This window comes from Burkholderia sp. CpTa8-5 (assembly GCF_017815045.1).
Classification (GTDB): Bacteria; Pseudomonadota; Gammaproteobacteria; order Burkholderiales; family Burkholderiaceae; genus Burkholderia; species Burkholderia sola.
In genome coordinates this window covers 67,502-90,293 of the sequence record NZ_JAGIQD010000023.1, presented here as the reverse complement: position 1 = coordinate 90,293, position 22,792 = coordinate 67,502, and the positions used below count along the sequence as shown (strand labels likewise).

The following is a 22,792-nucleotide window of genomic DNA, read 5'->3' as shown; positions in this document are numbered from 1 at the left end:
TCCGGGAAAACCCGGAGAAGCGCGTCGCGACGAGGGAATAAAACGGGGGAGGATCGAAGGCCGGCGGACGCCGGCTGGCGGGATTTACGCGTCGTTACAAAGCCGACGCGTGCGCGCCACGGGACGCGGCGCACACGCGGTGGCAGGCGTCAGTCTTCGCGGCGCAGGTGCGGGAACAGCAGCACGTCGCGGATCGTCGGGCTGTCGGTCAGCAGCATCACCAGACGGTCGATACCGATCCCGCAACCGCCGGTCGGCGGCATCCCGTATTCGAGCGCGCGGATGTAGTCGGCGTCGAAGAACATCGCTTCCTCGTCGCCCGCATCCTTCTGCTCGACCTGCTTCTTGAAGCGCGCGGCCTGGTCTTCCGGATCGTTCAGCTCCGAGAAGCCGTTCGCGATTTCGCGGCCGGTCATGAACAGCTCGAAACGCTCGGTGATGCCCGGCACCGTATCCGATGCGCGTGCGAGCGGCGACACCTCGACCGGGTAGTCGATGATGTAGGTCGGCTCCCACAGCTGCGATTCCGCGGTTTCCTCGAACAGCGCGAGCTGCAGCGCGCCGATGCCTGCGTTCAGGAACGCCGGCTGCGACACGTCGACGCCGAGGCGCTTCAGTTCGGTGCGCAGGAACGCGTCGTCCGACAGCTGGCCGTCGGTGTAGTCCGGTGCGTACTTCTGGATCGCCTGCGTGATCGTCAGGCGATGGAACGGCTTCGCGAGGTCGAGCTCGCGGCCCTGGTACTGGATCGTCGCGGTGCCGAGCGCATCGATCGCCGCCTGGCGGATCAACTGCTCGGTGAAGTCCATCAGCCAGCGGTAGTCGGTGTACGCGGCGTAGAACTCCATCATCGTGAATTCCGGGTTGTGACGCGGCGACACGCCTTCGTTCCGGAAGTTACGGTTGATCTCGAACACGCGCTCGAAGCCGCCGACGATCAGGCGCTTCAGGTACAGCTCCGGCGCGATGCGCAGGAACATCTGCATGTCGAGCGCATTGTGATGCGTGACGAACGGCTTCGCGGCCGCGCCGCCCGGGATCGGGTGCAGCATCGGCGTCTCGACTTCCATGAACTCGGCGTTGTCCATGAACTTGCGGATCGACGCGATCGTCTTCGTGCGGGCGCGGAACGTGTCGCGCGTTTCCGGCGTGACGATCAGGTCGACGTAGCGCTGGCGGTAGCGCATTTCCTGGTCGGACAGGCCGTGGAACTTGTCCGGCAGCGGACGCAGCGCCTTCGACAGCAGGCGCAGCTCCTTGCACTGGACCGACAGCTCGCCCTTGTTGGTGCGGAACAGCACGCCGCGCGCGGCGACGATGTCGCCGAGGTCCCACTTCTTGAACGCGTCGTAGGTGTCGGCGCCGACGTCGTTCGGCGTCACGAAGAACTGGATCTGGCCCGATCCGTCCTGCACCGTCGCGAAGCTCGCCTTGCCCATCACGCGCTTGAGCATCATGCGGCCGGCCACCGACACCTCGACCGGGTTCGCTTCGAGCGCGGCCTTGTCCGAATCGGCGAATTTGGCCTGCAGGTCGGCTGCGTGGTGCTCGGGCCGGAAATCGTTCGGATAGGCGACGCCTTGCTCGCGCAACGCGCGCAGCTTCTCGCGGCGCTCGGCGATGATCTGGTTGTCGTCCGCCGTGACGGCGGGCTGCGTTTGGGTCGGTTCGGTCATGATGGTCGGAATTCGGAGTGGGGTGCGGCAACGCAAACGGGAAGGGCGGCGCGGGCCGGCCGCGCCGCGGCGCTTACACGCCCTGTTTGAGGCTCGCGCTGATGAAGTCGTCGAGGTCGCCGTCGAGCACCGCCCGCGTGTTGCTCATTTCGACGTTCGTGCGCAGGTCCTTCACGCGGCTCTGGTCGAGCACGTACGAGCGGATCTGGTGGCCCCAGCCCACATCGGTCTTGCTCGATTCGAGCTTGTCCTGCTCGGCCTGGCGCTTGCGCATTTCGACTTCGTACAGGCGCGACTTCAGCATCGCCATCGCTTCGGCGCGGTTGCGGTGCTGCGAGCGGTCGTTCTGGCACTGCACGACGATGCCGGTCGGCATGTGCGTGATCCGTACCGCGGAGTCGGTCTTGTTGATGTGCTGACCGCCCGCGCCCGACGCGCGGTACGTGTCGATGCGCAGGTCGGCCGGGTTGATCTCGACTTCGATCGAATCGTCGATTTCCGGATAGACGAACACCGACGAGAACGACGTATGGCGACCGCCCGACGAGTCGAACGGCGACTTGCGCACGAGACGGTGGATGCCCGTTTCGGTGCGCAGGAAGCCGTATGCGTATTCGCCCGTGACCTTGACCGTCGCGTTCTTGATGCCGGCGACGTCGCCGTCGGACTCTTCGAGCACCTCGGCCTTGAAGCCCTTGCGTTCGCAGTAGCGCAGGTACTGGCGCAGCAGCATCGACGCCCAGTCGCATGCCTCGGTGCCGCCGGCGCCGGCCTGGATGTCGATGAAGCAGTTGTTCGGATCGGCCGGGTTCGAGAACATCCGGCGGAACTCGATGTCGCCAACGCGCGCCTCGAGCTTCGCGGCGTCGTCTTCGGACGCGAGAAGGGTGTCCTCGTCGCCTTCCTCGCGCGCCAGCTCGAACAGGTCGAGCGCATCGCGCAGGTCGCTATCGAGCGCGGTGAGCGTCGTGACGACGCCTTCGAGCAGCTTTTTCTCGCGACCGAGCGCCTGGGCGTTCTTCGAGTCGTTCCAGACGTTCGGGTCTTCGAGTTCCTTGTTGACTTCGGTCAGACGCGCAGCTTTGGCGTCGTAGTCAAAGATACCCCCGAAGCTCGCCCGCGCGGTTGCGCAGGTCGAGCAGGGAGCTTTCGATCGCGTTGAGACGTTCCGCTTCCATGATCGTTCGCTATTCTTGCTTCGTAAAAAAGCGGAATTATAGCCGATCGGCGGGCTTGCCCGGTGACGCAAACGGTGCCAGCACGCGTGTTGACGGCCCATCCGGCGCGTCGCGGGCCGGGTGCGATGCTCAGCCGGCCGCGTGTTCGACGATCAGCTGGACGCGCGTGACGCCGTTCCACGTATCGGCGACGAGCCGGTACGCGACCAGCGCACTCGCCGGCAGCGGCTCGGTGTGGTTGAACCAGATCGCGTTGAAGCGCTGGCGGCCGCGCGCCAGCTGCAGCTTCAGGTGCTTTTCCTTCACGAGCGACTGCGACACGACGTCGAATTCGCCCGAGAAAAGCGGGGCCGGAAACCCTTGCCCCCACACGGCCTCGTCGAGCAGGCCGACGAACTGCGGCGTGAAGTACGCGTCCTCAAGCTCGCCGTCGGTCTCGATCACGCGGGCGAGTGCGTCGTCGGACAGCCATTCGCGCGCGACGGCCTCGAACGCGGCCGCGAAGCGCGGCACGTTATCGGTGTCGAGCGTGAGGCCGGCCGCCATCGCGTGGCCGCCGAACGCGACGATCAGGTCCGGTTCGCGTTTCGACACGAGGTCGAGCGCGTCGCGCAGATGGAAGCCGGCGATCGACCGGCCCGATCCCTTGACCCGTTTGCCTTCGTCGTCGGCGTGCGCGAACGTGAACGACGGGCGGTGGAACTTTTCCTTGAGCCGGCCGGCGACGATGCCGATCACGCCCTGGTGCCACTCGGGATTGAACAGCGTGATCGTGCACGCATCGGCCGGATCGACGTCGGCGAGATCGGCGAGCGCCTGCTGCTGCATGCCGGCTTCGATTTCGCGGCGTTCGCGGTTCATCACGTCGAGTTGCTGCGCGAGATCCCACGCGCGGCCGATGTCGTCGGTGATCAGGCATTCGATGCCGAGCGACATGTCGGATAGCCGCCCGGCCGCGTTCAGGCGCGGGCCGAGGCCGAAGCCGAGGTCGAAGCCCGACGCGGTGCGCGCTTCGCGCGCGGCGGCGCGGAACAGCGCGGCGATGCCCGGCTGCATGCGGCCGTTGCGGATGCGCTGCAGCCCCTGCGCGACGAGCACGCGGTTGTTGCCGTCGAGCCGTACGACGTCGGCGACGGTGCCGAGCGCGACGAGGTCGAGCAGGCCGTCGAGCCGCGGCTCGGCTTCCTTGCTCGCGAACGCGCCGCGGCGACGCAGCTCGGCGCGCAGCGCGAGCAACACGTAGAACATCACGCCGACGCCGGCGAGGTGCTTGCTCGGGAACGCGCAGCCGGGCTGGTTCGGGTTGACGATCGCGCGCGCGGCGGGAAGCGCGTCGCCGGGCAGGTGGTGGTCGGTCACGAGCACGTCGATGCCGCGCGCGTTCGCGGCTTCGACGCCGGCGACGCTCGCGATCCCGTTGTCGACGGTGATCAGCAGGTCGGGCTTGCGCGCAGCCGCGAGCTCGACGATCTCGGGCGTGAGGCCGTAGCCGTATTCGAAGCGGTTCGGCACCAGGTAGTCGATCTGCGCGCCGAACATCCGCAGGCCGCGCACCGCGACCGCGCAGGCGGTCGCGCCGTCGCAGTCGTAGTCGGCGACGACGAGCAGGCGTCGCTGGTCGGCGATCGCGTCGGCGAGCAGCACCGCCGCATCGGCGCAGCCTTTCAGCTCGGTGGGCGGAACGAGGCGCGCGAGCGCGGTCTCGATGTCGACGGGCGACTGCACGCCGCGCGACGCGTACAGGCGCGCGAGGACGGGGTGCAGTCCGTGGCGCGCGAGCGCTTCGGCGTCGGCGGGCGCGACGGGGCGGGTAACGATCCGGGTCATTCGGGTTGGCTTGTTATTCGAACAGGGAGGCAAGCGCGCGGCGGCGCCAGAACTTGCGCAGGTCGCCGCGCGTCGCGTGCAGCGTCACGGAGCCCGTGTCGCCGCACAGCGTGACGTCGACGCTCGCCAGCTCGCCGTTCCGCAGCGCGGCGAGCGCGGGCGCGAACCAGTCGCGCTCCAGCGCGGCGAGGCCGTCGTGCCAGCGCGCCCAGTCCTGCTCGATGAACGGCGTGGTCAGCGTCGGCAGCTCGACGAGCGTCGCGCCATCGGCGGCGGGCAGCGCGCCGAACGTCGCGGGCAGGCCGCCGGCTTCGGCGTGCGCGGCGCGTGCGAGGCCGAGCGCGGCCGGCGACGCGGACAGCACGCGCGCGAACGGCTTGCCGACCGGCTTCAGCGTGCCCTGCGCATGGAACCAGACCGAATTGACGGCGGGCAGCCCACGCGCCTCGCGGGCTTCGTTCACCGGGTGCTGGAACCACGCCATCTGCACTTCGTTCTGCAGTTTCATCCACATCCGCGAGCGCTCGCCCGTATGCGCCTCGTGCGGCAGCCAGATCTCGATGTTGCGGCCGCTGGCGCGCAGCGGCGCGGCGCCGGCAAGGCGCGCGAGCTGGTCGCTCGACAGGTACCAGCGCGCCGGGTTCGGCGCTTCGAGCCGCACGCCGAGCTCCTCGATCAGCGGCCGCGCGACCGCGAGCAGCGCGGCCGCGTCGCCGTCGTCGAGCGCCAGCGAAGCCGGATCGACGAGTACCAGGTGATCGTGCGCGATTTCGACGTGCACGGGCTCGACGCACGCCCATGCCTGGGTGCCGGGATCGCCGCCGTCGGCCAGCAGCATGTAGGGCGCGAGCGGCGCCTCGTCGGCGGCGTTGCCCTGCGTGGCGCCGAAGCGGCTTGCCAGCCAGCGCTCGTGCGGCAGCGTGCGCTGGAAGTCCTCGCCGGCCACACGCTCGACGAGAGTCGCGCGGGCGAGCAACTTTTGGAGCGCGGGGCTGTCCAGCGTGTGCAGGGACGAGGCCGCGTCGGCCGCCGACGGCAGCGCGAACGGAACGAGAAAATGGAGGCGTCGGTCGTGCATGATGGTGCGCATTGTATGGCAAACTGCGCGCGTGATCGGGCCGGTTGACGGCCCGTTCGCGTCCGGCGGCCGTTTTTTCGACCGTGCCCGGGCTGCCGGCCGCCACCCGGCGGCGGTCCGGCCGCGGCGTGCCTCCCGCCGTAACCAGCAGAAAGGATTCGCTTGAAACTTCCGTACGAATGGCAGATCGGCTGGCGCTACACGCGCGCCGGCAAACGCACGACCGGCAACGGCTTCATTTCCTTCATCGCGCTCGTATCGATGCTCGGGATCGCGCTCGGCGTCGCGGCGCTGATCGTCGTGCTGTCGGTGATGAACGGCTTCCAGAAGGAAGTACGCGACCGCATGCTGTCGGTGCTCGCGCACGTCGAGGTGTTCTCGCCGACGGGATCGATGCCCGACTGGCAACTGACCGCGCAGGAAGCGCGCCGCAATCCGTCAGTGATCGGCGCCGCGCCGTACGTCGACGCGCAGGCGCTGCTCACGCGCCAGGACGCGGTGAGCGGCGTGATGCTGCGCGGCGTCGAGCCGTCGCTCGAGCCGCAGGTGTCCGACATCGGCAAGGACATGAAGGCCGGGCAGCTCGGCGCGCTGGTGCCGGGCCAGTTCGGCATCGTGCTCGGCGACGCGCTCGCCGGCAATCTCGGCGTGACGGTCGGCGACAAGGTCACGCTCGTCGCGCCCGAAGGCTCGATCACGCCGGCCGGCATGATGCCGCGCCTGAAGCAGTTCACCGTGGTCGGCGTGTTCGAATCGGGCCACTACGAATACGACAGCACGCTCGCGATGATCAACATCCGCGACGCCGAGGCGCTGTTCCGGATGAACGCGCCGACCGGCGTGCGGCTGCGGCTCACCGACATGCAGAAGGCGCCGCAGGTCGCGGTCGAGCTGTCGCATACGCTGTCGGGCAGCCTGTACATCCGCGACTGGACCCAGCAGAACAAGACGTGGTTCTCGGCCGTGCAGATCGAGAAGCGGATGATGTTCATCATCCTCACGCTGATCATCGCGGTGGCCGCGTTCAACCTCGTGTCGTCGCTCGTGATGACGGTGACCAACAAGCAGGCCGACATCGCGATCCTGCGCACGCTCGGCGCGCAGCCGGGGTCGATCATGAAGATCTTCGTCGTGCAGGGCGTGACGATCGGCTTCGTCGGCACCGCGTCCGGCGTCGCGCTCGGCTGCCTGATCGCGTGGAGCATCCCGTGGCTGATCCCGATGATCGAGCACCTGTTCGGCGTGCAGTTCCTGCCGCCGTCGGTGTACTTCATCAGCGAGCTGCCGTCCGAACTGGTCGCGAGCGACGTGATCCGGATCGGGCTGATCGCATTCGCGCTGTCGGCCGTCGCGACGCTCTATCCAAGCTGGCGCGGCGCGAAGGTGAAGCCGGCGGAGGCGCTCCGCTATGAATGACCGCGCGGCCGCATTCGCGGATTCACGACAACAACACAACAGACAGGATTCGGCAGGTATGCAGGAATACGTGCTTCAGGCGCGCGGGATCACGAAGGCGTTCGTGCAGGGCGGCTTCAACGTGCAGGTGCTCAACAACACCGAGCTGACGGTGCGGCGCGGCGAGAAGCTCGCGGTCGTCGGCGCGTCGGGCTCCGGCAAGAGCACGCTGCTGCACGTGCTGGGCGGGCTCGACGAACCGAGCGCCGGCGAAGTGTCGCTGCTCGGCAAGCCGTTTACGCAACTCGCCGAGCGCGAGCGCAACGAGCTGCGCAACCGCGCGCTCGGCTTCGTCTACCAGTTCCACCACCTGCTGCCCGAGTTTACGGCGCTCGACAACGTCGCGATGCCGCTGCGCATCCGCCGGATGACGACCGAGGACGCGCGCGCGCAGGCACAGGCGATGCTCGAACGCGTCGGTCTCGGCCCGCGTGCGAAGCACCGGCCGGGCGAACTGTCGGGCGGCGAACGGCAGCGCGTCGCGATCGCGCGCGCGCTGGTCACGAAGCCCGCGTGCGTGCTCGCCGACGAGCCGACCGGCAACCTCGACGGCACGACGGCCGACACAGTGTTCAACCTGATGCTCGAACTGTCCGAGACGCTCGAAACGAGTTTCGTGATTGTTACGCACGACCCCGATCTCGCCGCGCGCTGCGACCGCATCATGCGGCTGCGCGACGGGGTGCTGCACGAGGAGCCGGCGCTGCCGGTGTAAAAAAGCCACGCCGTTGGCCGGCCGCCGGTTCGTCGCGGCACGGCGCAACGGCGCAGGACCGCTGACATGTGGATCGACACGCACTGCCATCTCGATGCCGCCGAGTTCGACGCCGACCGCGACGCGGTCGCGCAGGTTGCGCGCGCGGCCGGCGTGTCGCGCATCGTGATCCCGAGCATCGGGCGCGACAACTTCACGACGGTGCGCGAACTCGCGCAGCGCACGCCGGGCGCGGCCTATGCGCTCGGCATCCATCCGATGTATACGCCGCAGGCGCGCGACGCCGATCTCGACCGGCTGCGCATGGAGATCGAGGCGAGCCTCGACGATCCGCGTTTCGTCGCGATCGGCGAGATCGGGCTCGACTATTTCGTGCCGGGGCTCGACGAAGACCGGCAGCAGTTCTTCTACCAGGGCCAGCTTCAGTTGGCGCGGGAATTCGACCTGCCGGTGCTGTGCCACGTGCGCAAGTCGCAGGACCGCGTGCTGGCCGGGCTGCGCCGTTTCGGCGTGCGGCGCGGCATCGCGCATGCGTTCAACGGCAGTTTTCAGCAGGCCGAAGCGTATCTGGCGCAGGGGCTGCATCTCGGCTTCGGCGGCAACGTGACCTTCACGCGCGCGCGACAGATCCGCCGGCTCGCCACCGAGTTGCCGCTCGACGCGCTCGTCGTCGAAACCGACGCGCCCGACATCGCGCCCGAATGGGCATACAAATCCCGCAACACGCCCGACCAGGTGCCGCGCATCGGCGGCGTGCTCGCCGAATTGCGCGGGCTGGATACTGGCGAACTGGCCGTATGCACTTCGGCTAACGCGCTCGCCGCGCTGCCGCGACTCGCCCTTTCGTCCGCATAATCGTTGCCGGAAGGCGCCGCATTGGCAGGGGGCGCCGGGTCGACGAGGAGGCGGAATGCGCGTGGGGTGGATCGCGTTCGCACTCGGCGTCGTCGTGCTGCAGCGGCAGGCGGCGTTGCCCGGGGCGATCGCATGGACGATCGGAGCAGCCGTGCTCGCGGGCTGCGCGGCGCTGGGCGCATGGTGCGCGCGTCGACGGCGCACGCGCGCGGTCCTGGTATGTGGATGGATGCTGTGCGCGGTCGCGACCTGCGTCGCGGGGTTCGGCTATGCGGCCGCGCGCGCCGAATGGCGGCTGCGCGACAGCCTGCCTGTCGAATGGGAAGGGCGCGACATCGTCGTCACGGGCGTGATCCGTGGGTTGCCCGTTGTTGACGAAACAGGCGCGCGGCTGCTGTTGGCGGTCGAGTCGAACGATGCGGGGCTCACCCGTTTCCCGCCATTGATCCGGCTGTCGTGGCGCGCGTATGGCGCATCCGCGACACGCGAAGCGCTGCCCGATTTGCGTGCGGCCCAGCGCTGGCGTTTCGTCGTGCGTCTCAAGCGTCCGCACGCCGAGGCCAATCCCGGCGTGCGCGACAGCGAGGCGGCGTGGCTGGCCGCCGGCATTCGTGCGATCGGCTATGTCAGTGCGCCGCGTCGGGCGGTATTGCTCGATGCGCGCGCATCGGGATGGCGCGCATCGATCGACCGGGTGCGCGACACGCTGCGCGCACGCATCGGCGCGGTGCTCGGTGCCGATGCGGCGCACCGCGGCATCGTCGCGGCGCTGGCGATCGGCGACCAGTCGGGCATTGGCGACGACGACTGGCGCGTCCTGCGCACCACGGGCACGAGCCACCTGGTCGCGATTTCCGGTCTCCATGTCGGGCTGGTCGGCGCGATCGCCGGCTGGCTCGTGTCGATGGTGTGGCGCCGCGTGCGCTGGCGCACGCGGGCCGCGACGCTCGTGTTGCCGGCGCCGTACGCGGCCGCGCTTGCCGCGCTGATTGCTGCCGCGGGCTACGCCGCGCTCGCCGGCTTCAACGTGCCGGCACAGCGCGCGTGGTGGATGATCGCGGGCGGCGGCGTCGCGTATCTGGCCGGCCGCAGCGTGCCGACGTCCGCGGTGCTGTGCGCGGCGCTCGGCGGCGTGCTGCTCGCCGATCCGTGGGCCGTACTGTCGGCCGGATTCTGGCTGTCGTTCGGCGCGGTCGCCGTGATCCTGCTGGCCGTCGCCGGCTGGCGCGCGGTGCGCGAGCTCGACGATGTGGATGAAGCGGGCGCGGAAAGCCGCACGGCCGGCTTGCGGAGGAGGTTGCGCGGGTGGGCGACGCGCTGCCGGCGCCGCATCGCCGAGGCGACGCGCGTGCAGTACGCGGTGACGATCGGTCTCGCGCCGCTCACCGCCGCCTGGTTCGCGCAGGTCTCCCTGTCGGGTCCGTTCGGCAATGCGTTCGCGATTCCGTGGGTCAGCTCGGTCGTGACGCCGGTCGTGCTGGCCGGCATCGCGTTGCCGTCGCCGCTCGATGCGGCGGCCTTTCGGCTTGCGCATGCGGCGCTCGCGCCGATGATGACGCTGCTCGGTCATCTGGCGGACTGGCCGGCCGGCGTGTTCTGGCTGCGCATGCCCGACTGGCCGGTGCTGGCACTCGCCTGCGTGGGGGTCGCGTGGGCGCTGATGCCGCGCGGCTGGCCGTTGCGCTGGGCGGCGCCGCTGACGTGGCTGCCGCTCGTCGCGCCGGCGCCCGATGCGCCGCCGCCGGGCGGCTTTCGGCTGACCGTGCTCGACGTCGGGCAAGGCGCGGCGGTGCTGGTCGAAACCGCGCGCCGGACGTTGCTGTTCGATGCGGGGCCGGGCGCGGAGTCGTCCCACGCCGGTACGCGGATCGTCGCGCCGGCGTTGCGCGCGCGCGGCATCGCGACGATCGACTCGCTCGTGCTCAGTCATGCGGATGCCGATCATGCGGGCGGCGCGCCGGCCGTCTATGCGGCCGCCGACGTGCGCCAGCTGCTGGCCGGTATTGCGCCGCGCCACCGGCTGTGGCGCGATGCGCAGGCGGCCGGCGTGGCTGATCGGCTGCCATGCGCGGCGGGGCAGCGGTGGACCTGGGACGGTGTCGTCTTCACGATGCTGTGGCCACCCGGCGGGGTGGGCACGGGTTCGTCGAACGGACAATCGTGCGTGCTGCGCATCGATGCGGGCGGCACGTCGGCACTGCTGACGGGCGACATCGAGGCCGCCGCCGAGCGCCGGCTGGTGGCCGATGCGCGCGACGCGCTGGCCGCGCAGATCCTGGTCGTTCCGCACCACGGCAGCCGTACGTCGTCGATCGAGCCTTTCCTCGATTCGGTCGGGCCGCGCGTCGCGGCTTTTCCTGTAGGCTATCGCAATCGCTTCGGGCATCCGCACCGGACGGTCCTCGCCCGCTACGAGGCGCGCGGGATTCCGCTGCCGCGCACCGATCGCGACGGTGCCGTGCGGTTCGACGTCGCGCCGGCCGGCGGGTTCGCATTTGCGCGCTATCGCGACGAACAGCGCCGGTACTGGATGGACCGGTGAGCGCGGCGAAGGCTGGTGTATCGGACGGAAAATCCGGGGCCGGCGTACCGTGCCGAAGCACGGTTCCGACATACATAAATATGAAGGATGGGGCTGGCGTAAGCGCTGAAGCGTTAACTCCCGCCGACCGCGAAGCATGGGACGAGAGTAAGCGCTAAAGCGCTAACTCTCGTCGACAAAGGAGACATCGTCGTTTGAAGGACATCCTCCACTTCTCGCATGCGAATGGCTTTCCGGCGTCGACGTACCGGACGATCTTCGCCGAACTGGCCGACGACTACGAGCTGCGCTACATCGAACGGATCGGCCACGATCGCCGCTACCCGGTGACGCGCGACTGGCCGCATCTCGTCGAACAACTGCTCGACGATATCGGCAGCCGCTACGAGCGCCCGGTCTGGCTCGTCGGCCATTCGCTCGGCGGCTACCTGTCGCTGATGGCCGCGTTGAAGAAGCCGCAGTGGGTGCGCGGCGTCGTGATGATCGATTCTCCGATCATCGCGGGCTGGCGCGCCGGCGCGCTGCGCGCGAGCCAGTGGGCGGGGCTCGACGAGCGGCTGTCGCCGGCCGCGGCGACGCGCAACCGGCGCACGCGCTGGATGAGCCGCGACGAAGTGTGGCGGCACTTCCGCGAGAAGCCCGCGTTCGCGCGCTGGGACGAGCGGATGCTCGCCGACTATATCGACCACGGCATCCCGCAGGCCGGCGCCGACGGCGAGCGCGCGCTGGCGTTCGACCGGCAGGTCGAATACCTGATCTACCGGACGCTGCCGCACACGCTCGGCCCGCGGCTCGCGCACGGCGCGCCGGTGCCGCTCGGCTTCCTCGCCGGCACGCGCTCGCGCGAGGTGCGGCAGGTCGGGCTCGATGCGACGCGCCGCGCGACGCGCGGGCGCATCGAATGGCTCGAGGGGAGCCACCTGTTCCCGATGGAACGGCCGATCGAGACTGCTCGCGCATTGCAGCGGATGCTGAATTCGCTGAAGACGGAGGAGGGCGGCGTTTCGCAGGCCGGCGCGCCGCTCGCGAAGCGTGCCTGACGTTTCGCCGGGCGGCCGGAATGCCCGCCGGCGCATGCGCGGCGCGCCGACCGGCCGGCCGGTTCGCGCCGGCGCGCGCGATCGGCGCGGGTCCGCGCGGGCCGGCACGAAAGGGCGCGATCATCACGCCAATTGCTGAGAGAAGGGCGGGCTTTACGGTATAATCCGTTTTTCCCGCGAGCATCCAGCGATGACCAAATATGTTTTCGTCACCGGCGGCGTAGTTTCTTCCCTCGGCAAGGGTATTGCCGCCGCCTCTCTCGCCGCGATCCTCGAATCGCGCGGTCTGAAAGTCACCCTCCTCAAACTCGATCCCTACATCAACGTCGACCCCGGCACGATGAGCCCGTTTCAGCACGGCGAAGTGTTCGTGACGGAAGACGGAGCGGAGACCGACCTCGACCTCGGCCACTATGAGCGCTTCATCAGCACGAAGATGCGCAAGGCCAACAACTTCACGACCGGCCAGATCTACGAATCGGTGATCCGCAAGGAACGCCGCGGCGACTATCTCGGCAAGACCGTGCAGGTCATTCCGCACATCACGAACGAAATCCAGGCGTTCATCGAGCGCGGGGCGGCATCGGCCACCTGCGGCGAGCCGGACGTCGCGATCGTCGAGATCGGCGGCACGGTCGGCGACATCGAGTCGCTGCCGTTCCTCGAGGCCGCACGCCAGATGAGCCTGCGCCTCGGTCGCAACAGCGCGTGCTTCGTGCACCTGACGCTCGTACCGTACGTCGCGACCGCCGGCGAGCTGAAGACGAAGCCGACCCAGCACAGCGTGCAGAAGCTGCGCGAGATCGGCATCCTGCCGCACGTGCTGCTGTGCCGCGCGGATCGCCGCATTCCCGACGACGAATCGAAGAAGATCTCGATGTTCTCGAACGTGCCGGAAGACGCGGTGATCTCGGTGTGGGACGCCGATAGCATCTACAAGATTCCGCAGATGCTGCACGACCAGGGCCTCGACCGGATCATCTGCGAAGAGCTGAAGCTGTCGCCGAAGGATGCCGACCTGAGCATGTGGTCGGCGCTCGTCGAGAAGCTCGAGAACCCGCAGCACGAAGTGACGATCGGCATGGTCGGCAAGTACGTCGACCTGACCGAGTCGTACAAGTCGCTGATCGAGGCGCTGCGTCATGCGTCGATCCATACGTCGACCAAGGTCAACATCGAGTACATCGACTCGGAAGAGCTCGAGACGAATGGCGTCGACAGCCTGAAGCATCTCGACGCCGTGCTGGTGCCGGGCGGTTTCGGCCGTCGCGGCACGGAAGGCAAGATCGCCGCGGTTCGCTACGCGCGCGAGTCGAAGGTGCCGTATCTCGGCATCTGCCTCGGCATGCAGCTCGCGGTGATCGAATTCGCGCGCGACGTCGTCGGCCTGAAGCAGGCGAACAGCACGGAATTCGATCCGGACACGCCGGAGCGCGTGGTCGCGCTGATCACCGAATGGTACGACCGCGAAGGCAAGGTCGAGACGCGCACCGAGGAATCCGACCTCGGCGGCACGATGCGCCTGGGTTCGCAGCGCTGCCCGATCAAGCCGGGCACGATGGCGGAAGAAATCTACGGCAAGGACGTGAACGAGCGCCATCGCCACCGTTATGAAGTCAATAACCGCTTCGTGCCCCAGCTCGAAGCCGGCGGCCTTATCATCAGCGCCCGTACCCCGAGCGAGGATCTGCCGGAAATGATGGAACTGCCGCGTTCGATGCACCCGTGGTTCGTCGGCGTCCAGTTCCACCCGGAATTCACGTCCACGCCGCGTGACGGTCATCCGCTGTTCAAGTCGTTCGTCGAAGCCGCGCTCGCCAACAAGCAAGCGCGCGGAGTGCAAGCATGAAGCTGTGCGATTTCGAGGTCGGTCTCGACCAGCCTTTCTTCCTGATCGCGGGTACCTGCGTCGTCGAATCGGAGCAAATGACGATCGACACGGCCGGTCGCCTGAAGGAGATCTGCGAGAAGCTGAACGTCCCGTTCATCTACAAGTCGTCCTACGACAAGGCGAACCGCAGTTCGGGCAAGTCGTTTCGCGGCCTCGGAATGGACGAGGGCCTGCGGATCCTCGGCGAGGTGAAGCGTCAGCTCGGCCTGCCGGTGCTGACCGACGTGCATTCGATCGACGAGATCGAGCAGGTCGCGTCGGTCGTCGACGTGCTGCAGACGCCGGCGTTCCTGTGCCGTCAGACCGATTTCATCCATGCGTGCGCGCGCTCGGGCAAGCCCGTCAACATCAAGAAGGGCCAGTTCCTCGCGCCGCACGACATGACGAACGTGATCGACAAGGCGCGCGACGCGGCGCGTGAAGCCGGTCTGTCGGAAGACCGCTTCATGGCGTGCGAGCGCGGCGTCTCGTTCGGCTACAACAATCTCGTGTCGGACATGCGTTCGCTCGCGATCATGCGCGAGACGAACGCGCCGGTCGTGTTCGATGCGACCCACTCGGTGCAGTTGCCGGGCGGGCAGGGCACGAGCTCGGGCGGCCAGCGCGAATTCGTGCCGGTGCTCGCCCGTGCGGCGGTCGCGACGGGCGTCGCGGGCCTCTTCATGGAAACGCATCCGAATCCGGCCGAGGCGAAGTCGGACGGCCCGAACGCGGTGCCGCTGAACCGCATGGGCGCGTTGCTGGAGACCCTCGTCACGCTCGACCAGGCGGTGAAGCGCAATCCGTTCCTGGAAAACGATTTCAATTAAAGATCGAATGAACCTTGCGACGGCTTCGCGCGTCTGTAGCGAAAGCGGTTCCGGCGCGCACGCCGTTGCAGTTTGAAGAATCCATCGTCATTCTCAGAGGAAACCCATGAGTGCAATCGTAGATATCATCGGCCGCGAGATTCTGGATTCGCGCGGCAACCCCACCGTCGAATGCGACGTGCTGCTCGAATCGGGCACGATGGGCCGCGCGGCGGTGCCGTCGGGCGCGTCCACCGGCTCGCGTGAAGCGATCGAACTGCGCGACGGCGAAGCCGGCCGCTACAACGGCAAGGGCGTGCTGAAGGCGGTCGAGCACATCAACACCGAAATCTCCGAAGCCATCATGGGCCTCGACGCGTCGGAACAGGCGTTCCTCGACAAGACGCTGCTCGAGCTGGACGGCACCGACAACAAGTCGCGCCTCGGCGCGAACGCGATGCTGGCCGTGTCGATGGCCGTCGCGAAGGCGGCCGCCGAAGAGGCCGGCCTGCCGCTGTACCGCTATTTCGGCGGCTCGGGTGCGATGCAACTGCCGGTGCCGATGATGAACATCGTCAACGGCGGCGCGCACGCGAACAACAGCCTGGACATCCAGGAATTCATGATCGTCCCGGTCAGCCAGCCGACGTTCCGTGAAGCGCTGCGTTGCGGCGCGGAAGTGTTCCACGCGCTGAAGAAAATCCTGAGCGACCGCGGCATGAGCACGGCGGTCGGCGACGAAGGCGGCTTCGCACCGAACTTCGGCAGCAACGACGAGTGCCTGTCGACGATCCTGCAGGCGATCGAGAAGGCCGGCTACCGTGCGGGCGAAGACGTGCTGCTCGCGCTCGACTGCGCGGCATCCGAGTTCTACCACGACGGCAAGTACCAGCTCGCGGGCGAAGGCCTGCAACTGTCGTCGGCCGAATTCACCGACTACCTCGCGACGCTCGCCGACAAGTTCCCGATCGTGTCGATCGAGGACGGCATGCACGAAAGCGACTGGGACGGCTGGAAGCTGCTGACCGATCGCCTCGGCAAGAAGGTGCAACTGGTCGGCGACGACCTGTTCGTCACGAACACGCGCATCCTGAAGGAAGGCATCGAGAAGGGCATCGCGAACTCGATCCTCATCAAGATCAACCAGATTGGTACGCTGACCGAAACGTTCGCGGCGATCGAAATGGCGAAGCGCGCGGGTTACACGGCCGTGATCTCGCACCGCTCGGGCGAAACGGAAGATTCGACGATCGCGGACATCGCGGTCGGCCTGAACGCCGGTCAGATCAAGACGGGTTCGCTGTCGCGCAGCGATCGCATCTCGAAGTACAACCAGCTGCTGCGTATCGAGGAAGATCTCGGCGACATCGCGAGCTACCCGGGCAAATCGGCTTTCTATAACCTGCGCTAACGCGCTACTATCGGGTTCGTCATCTCGACGCCGCTCTGTGCCTGTGCGCGGAGCGGCGCTTCTTATATCTGCGTCTCTTACATGCGGCTTGTCACTGTCGTCCTGATTGCCTTGCTGGCGCTCATTCAGTACCCCCTATGGTGGGGACACGGCGGCTGGCTGCGGGTGCACGAATTGCGTCAGCAACTCGACGACCAACTGCAGAAGAACGCGGACGAGAAGCTGCGCAACGAGCGCACCGCCGGCGAAGTGCAGGATCTGCAGAGCGGCACCGCGGCGATCGAGGAGCGTGCGCGCTACGAGATGGGCATGGTGAAGGATGGCGAAGTATTCGTGCAGTTCGTGTCGCCGAATGCACCTGCAGGACCGGTGAACACCACGCCGTCGAATACGTCGACGCGCGGCGCCGTGTCCGCGGCGCCGGTGCGGGTCGTGCCGAATCCGCAGTCGATCGCGAAGCCGTCGCGGCATCACGGCGGCGACAAGGGCAAGCCGGCGCATCACTGAGCGCGGTACGTCGAATCCATTGAAAAAGCGCGGGAAATGCCGCGCTTTTTTATTTCCTGCCGGTTGTCAATCGATCGGGCGACGCCCGTTCACCACCACCAGCCGGGGTAGCCGTAACCGACGCCCGTGCCCCAGCGATTGCCCCATCCGCCGTAGTAGCCGCCGTAGACCGTCACCGGCGGCGGCGAGTAATAGGCCCACGCGCGCGCGGCCGCTTCGGCCGCCATCGCGCTGTTCTGCTCGCGCAACACCTGCCGGTCGATCTCGTCGTAGCGCTTGCGTTCGGCGCTCGACAGCACGGGCGGCTGGCCGCCTGACGCACCCGGTTCCGGCAGGCGGCTCAGGATCGTGGCAGTCGGCGGCGGCATCGCGCAGCCGGCAAGCGCGAGCGTGCCGGCGGCCATACTCGTCAGGACGACGGTGCGGACGGTGCAAAAGGGGCGGCGATTCATGTGTTTCTCCTGCGGCGCGCCGACCGTGGAAAGCGGCTGGCGCCGAAGGCCGTGCCTCCGGCGCTCGAACCGCGCGTGCGGCGCTCGTGCGTCATTATGCGCCCGCGCCGTGCCGCTGGTGGGCACGGGCATGCGGCTCACGCGCGACTCAGTGACGCTGGTCGGTCGCGGGTGCGATGCCGGTTTCGACACCGGGCGCCGCGAACAGTTGCGCGACGTCGACCGGATCGAATTCGTAGCGCTGGTTGCAGAACTCGCAGTGGATCTCGACATGGCCACGCTCGACGATCACGCTGTCGACTTCCTCACGACCGAGCATGCGCAGCATCGCACCGACCTTCTCGCGCGAGCACGAACACTGGAAGCGCGTGCCGGCCGGTTCGAAGTGCTGCACGTTTTCCTGCCAGAACAGCCGGCGGAACACCACTTCCGGTTCGACCTCGAGCAGCTCCTTCGCGGACAGCGTGGCGCCGAGCGTGCACACGCGCTCCCACGTGTCGATATCGGTTTCGGCGTTGCGCGGCACGATGCCGCCGTCGCCCGGCAGCTTCTGCAGCAGCATCCCGACCGCGCGGTCGCGATCGGCCGCGAGCCACAACCGGGTGTCGAGCTGCTCCGAATGATGCATGTAGTGCTCGAGCACCTGCGACACCGATTCGAGCGGGCCGTCGACGCCGTTCAGCGGCACGATGCCCTGGTACGGCTGCTGGCCCGGCAGCTTGTCGGCCGGGTCGAGCGTGATCACGCAGCGGCCGTGGCCGCTCGCGTTGACGAGCGACGCGAAGCGCGTGTCGTCGCCGATCGTCTGCGCGGCGTCGCCGGCGAACTTCGCGGTGGCCCGCATCGACAGGTCGGACCCGCACTGGACGACCAGCATCTGGACCGGCCCGTCGCCGAAGATCTGCATGATCAGGGTGCCGTGAAATTTCAGGTTCGCGGACAGCAGCGCGCACGCGGCCATCATCTCGCCGAGCACCGTGCGCACGGGGGCGGGGTAGTCGCGGCGGGCGAGTACTTCCTGCCACGTGTTGCGCAGCGAAACGATCTCGCCGCGCACGGGCGCCGCATTGAACATGAATTTCTGTAACTGGTCGCTCACTCTTCTTCCTTGAAATCCGTGCGGATCACCCGATCCGCACGAGTTGCTCCTTGAAATGCGCGCGTCGCTCGACATACGTCTTCGCGTTCGCGCGCAGCCGCGCGACGTCTTCGGCCGACAGCTCGCGCACGACTTTCGCCGGTGCGCCGAGAATCAGCGAGTTGTCCGGGAACGTCTTGCCTTCCGTCACGACCGCGCCGGCACCGACCAGACAGTTGCGGCCGATGATCGCTCCATTCAAGACCACCGCCTGAATTCCGATCAGCGAACCCTCGCCGATCGTGCAGCCGTGCAGCATCGCCTGGTGCCCGATCGTCACGTTGTCGGCGATCGTCAGCGGAAAGCCCGGGTCGGTATGCAGGACCGCGCCTTCCTGGACGTTGCTGCCGGCGCCGACCGTAATCGTCTCGTTGTCGCCGCGAATCGTCGCGCCGAACCACACGCTCGCGTTTTCCTCGAGCACGACCTTGCCGATGATGGCTGCCGTATCGGCGACGAATACGCTTTCGTGGATCGTCGGGGCCGTATCGCCCAGCTTGTAGATCGTCACGGGGTCTCCTTGTCTCTTCGATGATGGGCGCCGGTAGAATGGCGCGTCCGGTTTGCCCGGCGCGTGGCGCCGCGGAACAAACGCATATTGTAAACCGTCGCGTGCCTGTGCTCCCGCATGCGTACGCAAGGTGTCCCCGTTTATGAGCATCGTGTCTTCTTCTTTCGGCCCGGCGCCCGCCTGTATGCGCAGCGTGGCGCTCGACGCGCTGCGTATTGCCGAGCCGGCGGCCAAGGCCGCGCAGGTGCGCGTGCTGCACGATGCGCTGCGGGCCGGGCAGGCCGCGATCGCGCCGGCGCTTGAACTGCGCGAACCGGCCGGTCTGCCCGGGCGCCCGGCACGGCCGCCGCTCGTCGAGCCGCGCGAACTGCAGCGGCGCAGCATGCGGTCGCCGGAAGGGCGTGCCGTGCTGTTGCACGCGCTTGCCCATATCGAATTCAATGCGATCAACCTGGCGCTTGACGCGGTCTGGCGCTTCGCGGGCCTGCCGGACGCGTTCTACGCGGACTGGCTGAAGGTCGCGGCCGAGGAGGCCTATCACTTCACGCTGCTGTCCGACCGGCTCGCCGACGGATTCGGGCATGCGTACGGCGACTTTCCCGCGCACAACGGGCTGTGGGAGATGTGCGAGCGGACCCGGGACGACGTGCTCGCGCGCATGGCGCTCGTGCCGCGGACGCTCGAGGCCCGCGGGCTCGACGCGTCGCCGCCGATCCGCGCGCGGCTCGTGCAGGCGGGCGACGATGCGTCGGCCGCGATCCTCGACGTGATCCTGCGCGACGAAATCGGCCATGTCGCGATCGGCAACCGCTGGTTCCGTCATCTGTGCGACGCGGCCGGGCGCGATCCGGTGCCGACCTATCGGCAGCTCGCCGAGCAGTACCACGCACCGCGACTGCGCGGCCCGTTCAATTTCGATGCGCGGCGCGATGCCGGCTTCGACCAGGCCGAACTCGACGAACTGGCCGCGCAGGACGCGGCGGACGGACGCCCCGCGCATTAGCCGGATCGCGTTCGGCCGCGTCCGGACGGCCGCCGGCCGGCTCGCGCACCGGATCGATGCCATCTGCCGGCCGGCGCCGGAACGACCTCGCCGCTAGAGCGGTACCTCGATCGCGGGCCGCCGGAGCCGGGGCGCCGCTATAATCGAACGACCATTCTTTTTTTGAGCGGCTGCAATGACTGCCTCGAGTTCTGTTTCCGATTTCGTCACGGTGCGCGGCGTCCAGCTGCATGTGCGACGCTGGGGCCGGCCCGATGCGCCGACGCTGTTCATGCTGCACGGCTGGATGGACGTCGCGGCGTCGTTCCAGTTCGTCGTCGATGCGCTCGCGGGCGACTGGCAGGTGATCGCGCCCGATGCGCGCGGCTTCGGGCTGTCCGACTGGCCGGTCGCGCGGCAGGGCGGCGGCCACTATTGGTTCCACGAATACCTGGCTGATCTCGATGCGCTCGTCGACCGCTATGCGCCGACCGGCGAGGTGAATCTGGTCGGACACAGCATGGGCGCGAACGTCGTGTGCCTGTATGCCGGCGCGCGGCCGGAGCGCGTGCGGCGGGTGGTCGATCTCGAAGGGTTCGGGCTCGCGCCGGCCCGCGCCGAACAGGCGCCGCGCCGGCTGCGCGGCTGGCTCGACGAGTTGCGCCAGCCGCCCGCGCTGCGGCCGTACGCATCCCTCGACGACGTGGCGGCGCGCCTGATCAAGACCAATCCGCGGCTCGACCCGCGCCGCGCCGCGTTTCTCGCCGCGCACTGGTCGAAACGCGGCGACGACGGCCTCTACCACCTGCTGGCCGACGCGGCGCACAAGATGCCCGGCCCGCTGCTGTACCGGCTCGACGAAGTGATGGCGACCTGGAAACAGGTGCGCGCGAAGGTGCTGCACGTCGAGGCCGTCAATTCGCCGACGCTCGCTTACATCGCCGGCGACATCCCGCTGCCCGAATTCAAGGCGCGTTTCAACGCATTCCCGGACTGGCGCGAGAAGCTCATCGAGGATGCCGGGCACATGGTGCACCACGACCAGCCCGAGCAGATCGCGGCGCTGATCGAGGCGTTCTGCGCATAGGCGCGTGGCGCGGGCGGCACGGCGGCCGGGCGGCGCAATTGCGGCGTTGCAGTAGAATGAGGCCTTACCTGCGATGCCGATAATGAACGCCGATCTCCACTGCCATTCCAATGTTTCCGACGGGTTGCTGTCGCCTGCCGACGTCGCGCGCCGCGCGCATGCGGGCGGCGTGACCCTGTGGGCGCTGACCGATCACGACGAGATCGGCGGCCAGGCGGCGGCGCGCAGCGAGGCGGAAGCGCTCGGCATGCGCTACCTGAGCGGCGTCGAGATTTCGGTCACGTGGGCATCGCGCACCGTGCACATCGTCGGTCTGCACATCGATCCCGCCCATCCGGCGCTGGTCGACGGCCTGTACCGCACGCGCCACGGCCGCGCGGCGCGCGCGCTGGCGATCGCCGAGCAACTCGCGACGCTCGGCATTCCCGGCGCGTACGAAGGCGCGCTGAAATACGTGTCGAACCCGGACCTGATCTCGCGCACGCACTTCGCGCGCTTTCTCGTCGAAAACGGCCACGCCGAATCGACGTCGGACGTGTTCGATCGCCTGCTCGGCGACGGCAAGCCCGGCTTCGTCCCGCATCGCTGGGCGTCGCTGTCCGACGCGGTCGGCTGGATCCGCGCGGCGGGCGGCGAAGCGGTGGTCGCGCATCCGGGCCGCTATCGCTATACGCCGGTCGAATTCGACGCGTTCTTCGGCGAGTTCATCGATCTCGGCGGCCGCGCGATCGAGGTCATCACGGGCAGCCACACGCCCGACCAGTACCGCGAATACGCGGACGTTGCACGCCGCTTCGGCTTCGAAGTGTCGCGCGGCTCGGATTTCCATGCGCCGGGCGAGGGCCGCATCGAGCTCGGCAGCCTGCCGCCGTTGCCGCCCGACCTGACACCGGTCTGGGAGCGCTGGCTCTGACGCCGGGCGGCTTCGGGCCGCCCGCGTTGCCGCCGATACGTGCATCCGACTTCTCCCTCTTTACGTGTCCCCATGTCCCAGTTCTTCAGGATTCATCCGGATAATCCGCAGCCGCGCCTGATCAAGCAGGCGGTGGAGATCGTCAACAAGGGCGGCGTGATCGCGATGCCGACCGATTCGAGCTATGCGCTCGCGTGCCATCTCGACGACAAGGATGCGGTCGAGCGCGTGCGCCGGATTCGCGGCCTCGACGAGAAGCAGCACCTGTCGCTGCTCGTGCGCGACCTGTCGGAGCTCGCCAACTTCGCGATGGTCGACAACCGCCAGTACCGGCAGATCAAGTCGGTGACGCCGGGCCCGTACGTGTTCATCCTGCAGGCGACGAAGGAAGTGCCGCGCCGGCTGTCGCACCCGTCGCGCAAGACGATCGGGCTGCGCGTGCCCGATCATGCGATCACGCTCGCGCTGCTGGAGTCGCTCGGCCAGCCGCTGCTCGGCACGACGCTGATCCTGCCGCCGGACGACGAACCGCTGAACGATCCGGAGGAAATCCGCACGCGCCTCGAGAAACAGGTCGACCTCGTGATCGACGGCGGCGCGTGCCCGCGCGAACCGTCGACGGTGATCGACCTGACCGGCGACGCGCCCGAACTCATCCGCGCGGGGCGCGGCGCGCTCGAACCGTTCGGCCTCTCGGCCGCATGAGCGCGCCGTTCATTTTTGCGCGAGTGCGCTTGTTACAATAA

The 22,792-nt window shown here is 68.1% G+C and carries 20 protein-coding genes; 13 read left to right on the top strand and 7 right to left on the bottom strand.

The window, feature by feature from the left end; genetic code table 11:
- Nucleotides 1–149 precede the first annotated feature (149 nt).
- The 4 genes from lysS to J8I35_RS27220 form a co-directional block, all read right to left on the bottom strand.
- Nucleotides 150–1,676: a lysine--tRNA ligase gene (gene lysS, locus J8I35_RS27235; protein ID WP_050013000.1), complete on the bottom strand. Its 1,527-nt coding sequence runs from the start codon at nt 1,674–1,676 to the stop codon at nt 150–152.
- Between the two features lie 73 nt (nt 1,677–1,749).
- A protein-coding gene (gene prfB, locus J8I35_RS27230; protein WP_102961735.1) for a peptide chain release factor 2 occupies nt 1,750–2,854 on the bottom strand; the annotation gives its coding sequence in 2 pieces (ribosomal slippage) (nt 1,750–2,772 and nt 2,774–2,854; 1,104 coding nt in all).
- Nucleotides 2,855–2,983: 129 nt separating this feature from the next.
- On the bottom strand, nt 2,984–4,681 hold the full coding sequence (gene recJ, locus J8I35_RS27225) for a single-stranded-DNA-specific exonuclease RecJ (RefSeq protein WP_050012999.1): 1,698 nt from the start codon (nt 4,679–4,681) through the stop codon (nt 2,984–2,986).
- A gap of 13 nt (nt 4,682–4,694) precedes the next feature.
- Entirely contained in the window at nt 4,695–5,759 is a 1,065-nt protein-coding gene (locus J8I35_RS27220) for a regulator (RefSeq protein WP_245170444.1), read from the bottom strand.
- Between the two features lie 162 nt (nt 5,760–5,921).
- Between J8I35_RS27220 and J8I35_RS27215 the strand changes: the two genes are divergently transcribed.
- The 9 genes from J8I35_RS27215 (at nt 5,922) to ftsB (ending at nt 16,963) form a co-directional block, all read left to right on the top strand.
- The gene (locus J8I35_RS27215; RefSeq protein ID WP_006478398.1) at nt 5,922–7,175 is read left to right on the top strand and encodes a lipoprotein-releasing ABC transporter permease subunit; all 1,254 of its coding nucleotides are present in this window, start codon (nt 5,922–5,924) and stop codon (nt 7,173–7,175) included.
- A complete protein-coding gene (gene lolD, locus J8I35_RS27210; RefSeq protein WP_175806125.1) occupies nt 7,168–7,929 on the top strand; it encodes a lipoprotein-releasing ABC transporter ATP-binding protein LolD in 762 nt (253 codons plus the stop codon). The genes J8I35_RS27215 and lolD overlap by 8 nt, the downstream gene beginning before the upstream one ends.
- A gap of 66 nt (nt 7,930–7,995) precedes the next feature.
- Nucleotides 7,996–8,784: a TatD family hydrolase gene (locus J8I35_RS27205; RefSeq protein WP_089488592.1), complete on the top strand. Its 789-nt coding sequence runs from the start codon at nt 7,996–7,998 to the stop codon at nt 8,782–8,784.
- A 55-nt stretch (nt 8,785–8,839) separates the two neighbouring features.
- A complete protein-coding gene (locus J8I35_RS27200; protein ID WP_209927826.1) occupies nt 8,840–11,326 on the top strand; it encodes a DNA internalization-related competence protein ComEC/Rec2 in 2,487 nt (828 codons plus the stop codon).
- Nucleotides 11,327–11,520: 194 nt separating this feature from the next.
- Complete coding sequence (locus J8I35_RS27195) at nt 11,521–12,366, top strand: alpha/beta hydrolase (protein WP_050012995.1); 846 nt, start codon at nt 11,521–11,523, stop codon at nt 12,364–12,366.
- A 190-nt stretch (nt 12,367–12,556) separates the two neighbouring features.
- Complete coding sequence (locus tag J8I35_RS27190) at nt 12,557–14,215, top strand: CTP synthase (RefSeq protein WP_209927824.1); 1,659 nt, start codon at nt 12,557–12,559, stop codon at nt 14,213–14,215.
- A complete protein-coding gene (gene kdsA / locus J8I35_RS27185; protein WP_050012993.1) occupies nt 14,212–15,066 on the top strand; it encodes a 3-deoxy-8-phosphooctulonate synthase in 855 nt (284 codons plus the stop codon). The genes J8I35_RS27190 and kdsA overlap by 4 nt, the downstream gene beginning before the upstream one ends.
- A 106-nt stretch (nt 15,067–15,172) precedes the next feature.
- Entirely contained in the window at nt 15,173–16,456 is a 1,284-nt protein-coding gene (eno, locus tag J8I35_RS27180) for a phosphopyruvate hydratase (RefSeq protein ID WP_006478406.1), read from the top strand.
- An 81-nt stretch (nt 16,457–16,537) separates the two neighbouring features.
- Complete coding sequence (gene ftsB / locus J8I35_RS27175) at nt 16,538–16,963, top strand: cell division protein FtsB (protein WP_011549473.1); 426 nt, start codon at nt 16,538–16,540, stop codon at nt 16,961–16,963.
- A gap of 89 nt (nt 16,964–17,052) precedes the next feature.
- Here ftsB and J8I35_RS27170 read toward each other — a convergent pair whose 3' ends face one another.
- From J8I35_RS27170 to J8I35_RS27160, 3 genes are all read right to left on the bottom strand, one after another.
- Nucleotides 17,053–17,415, bottom strand: a complete 363-nt coding sequence (locus J8I35_RS27170; RefSeq protein ID WP_089488589.1) for a hypothetical protein — start codon at nt 17,413–17,415, stop codon at nt 17,053–17,055.
- 148 nt (nt 17,416–17,563) lie between these two features.
- Nucleotides 17,564–18,514: an Hsp33 family molecular chaperone HslO gene (gene hslO / locus J8I35_RS27165; protein WP_050012991.1), complete on the bottom strand. Its 951-nt coding sequence runs from the start codon at nt 18,512–18,514 to the stop codon at nt 17,564–17,566.
- Between the two features lie 25 nt (nt 18,515–18,539).
- Nucleotides 18,540–19,064, bottom strand: coding sequence for a gamma carbonic anhydrase family protein (locus J8I35_RS27160; protein ID WP_089488588.1), 525 nt, complete (start codon nt 19,062–19,064; stop codon nt 18,540–18,542).
- 142 nt (nt 19,065–19,206) lie between these two features.
- Here J8I35_RS27160 and J8I35_RS27155 point away from each other — a divergent pair, with 142 nt between their 5' ends.
- The 4 genes from J8I35_RS27155 (at nt 19,207) to J8I35_RS27140 (ending at nt 22,751) form a co-directional block, all read left to right on the top strand.
- Complete coding sequence (locus J8I35_RS27155) at nt 19,207–20,067, top strand: ferritin-like domain-containing protein (protein WP_209927822.1); 861 nt, start codon at nt 19,207–19,209, stop codon at nt 20,065–20,067.
- Between the two features lie 175 nt (nt 20,068–20,242).
- Complete coding sequence (locus J8I35_RS27150; RefSeq protein ID WP_124680001.1) at nt 20,243–21,133, top strand: alpha/beta fold hydrolase; 891 nt, start codon at nt 20,243–20,245, stop codon at nt 21,131–21,133.
- Nucleotides 21,134–21,215: 82 nt separating this feature from the next.
- Nucleotides 21,216–22,046 carry a 3',5'-nucleoside bisphosphate phosphatase gene (locus J8I35_RS27145; protein ID WP_034178618.1) on the top strand — a complete coding sequence of 277 codons (831 nt, stop codon included), beginning with the start codon at nt 21,216–21,218 and terminating at the stop codon, nt 22,044–22,046.
- A gap of 72 nt (nt 22,047–22,118) precedes the next feature.
- Nucleotides 22,119–22,751, top strand: a complete 633-nt coding sequence (locus J8I35_RS27140; protein WP_050012987.1) for an L-threonylcarbamoyladenylate synthase — start codon at nt 22,119–22,121, stop codon at nt 22,749–22,751.
- Nucleotides 22,752–22,792: the final 41 nt, after the last annotated feature.

Excerpts from the sequence above, each read along its gene's own strand:
- lysS (WP_050013000.1), bottom strand. The coding sequence starts at position 1,676 with ATGACCGAACCGACCCAAACGCAGCCCGCCGTCACGGCGGACGACAAC.
- recJ (WP_050012999.1), bottom strand. The coding sequence starts at position 4,681 with ATGACCCGGATCGTTACCCGCCCCGTCGCGCCCGCCGACGCCGAAGCG.
- J8I35_RS27220 (WP_245170444.1), bottom strand. The coding sequence starts at position 5,759 with ATGCACGACCGACGCCTCCATTTTCTCGTTCCGTTCGCGCTGCCGTCG.
- lolD (WP_175806125.1), top strand. The coding sequence starts at position 7,168 with ATGAATGACCGCGCGGCCGCATTCGCGGATTCACGACAACAACACAAC.
- J8I35_RS27205 (WP_089488592.1), top strand. The coding sequence starts at position 7,996 with ATGTGGATCGACACGCACTGCCATCTCGATGCCGCCGAGTTCGACGCC.
- J8I35_RS27200 (WP_209927826.1), top strand. The coding sequence starts at position 8,840 with ATGCGCGTGGGGTGGATCGCGTTCGCACTCGGCGTCGTCGTGCTGCAG.
- J8I35_RS27190 (WP_209927824.1), top strand. The coding sequence starts at position 12,557 with ATGACCAAATATGTTTTCGTCACCGGCGGCGTAGTTTCTTCCCTCGGC.
- kdsA (WP_050012993.1), top strand. The coding sequence starts at position 14,212 with ATGAAGCTGTGCGATTTCGAGGTCGGTCTCGACCAGCCTTTCTTCCTG.
- eno (WP_006478406.1), top strand. The coding sequence starts at position 15,173 with ATGAGTGCAATCGTAGATATCATCGGCCGCGAGATTCTGGATTCGCGC.
- ftsB (WP_011549473.1), top strand. The coding sequence starts at position 16,538 with ATGCGGCTTGTCACTGTCGTCCTGATTGCCTTGCTGGCGCTCATTCAG.
- J8I35_RS27170 (WP_089488589.1), bottom strand. The coding sequence starts at position 17,415 with ATGAATCGCCGCCCCTTTTGCACCGTCCGCACCGTCGTCCTGACGAGT.
- J8I35_RS27155 (WP_209927822.1), top strand. The coding sequence starts at position 19,207 with ATGAGCATCGTGTCTTCTTCTTTCGGCCCGGCGCCCGCCTGTATGCGC.
- J8I35_RS27150 (WP_124680001.1), top strand. The coding sequence starts at position 20,243 with ATGACTGCCTCGAGTTCTGTTTCCGATTTCGTCACGGTGCGCGGCGTC.
- J8I35_RS27145 (WP_034178618.1), top strand. The coding sequence starts at position 21,216 with ATGAACGCCGATCTCCACTGCCATTCCAATGTTTCCGACGGGTTGCTG.
- J8I35_RS27140 (WP_050012987.1), top strand. The coding sequence starts at position 22,119 with ATGTCCCAGTTCTTCAGGATTCATCCGGATAATCCGCAGCCGCGCCTG.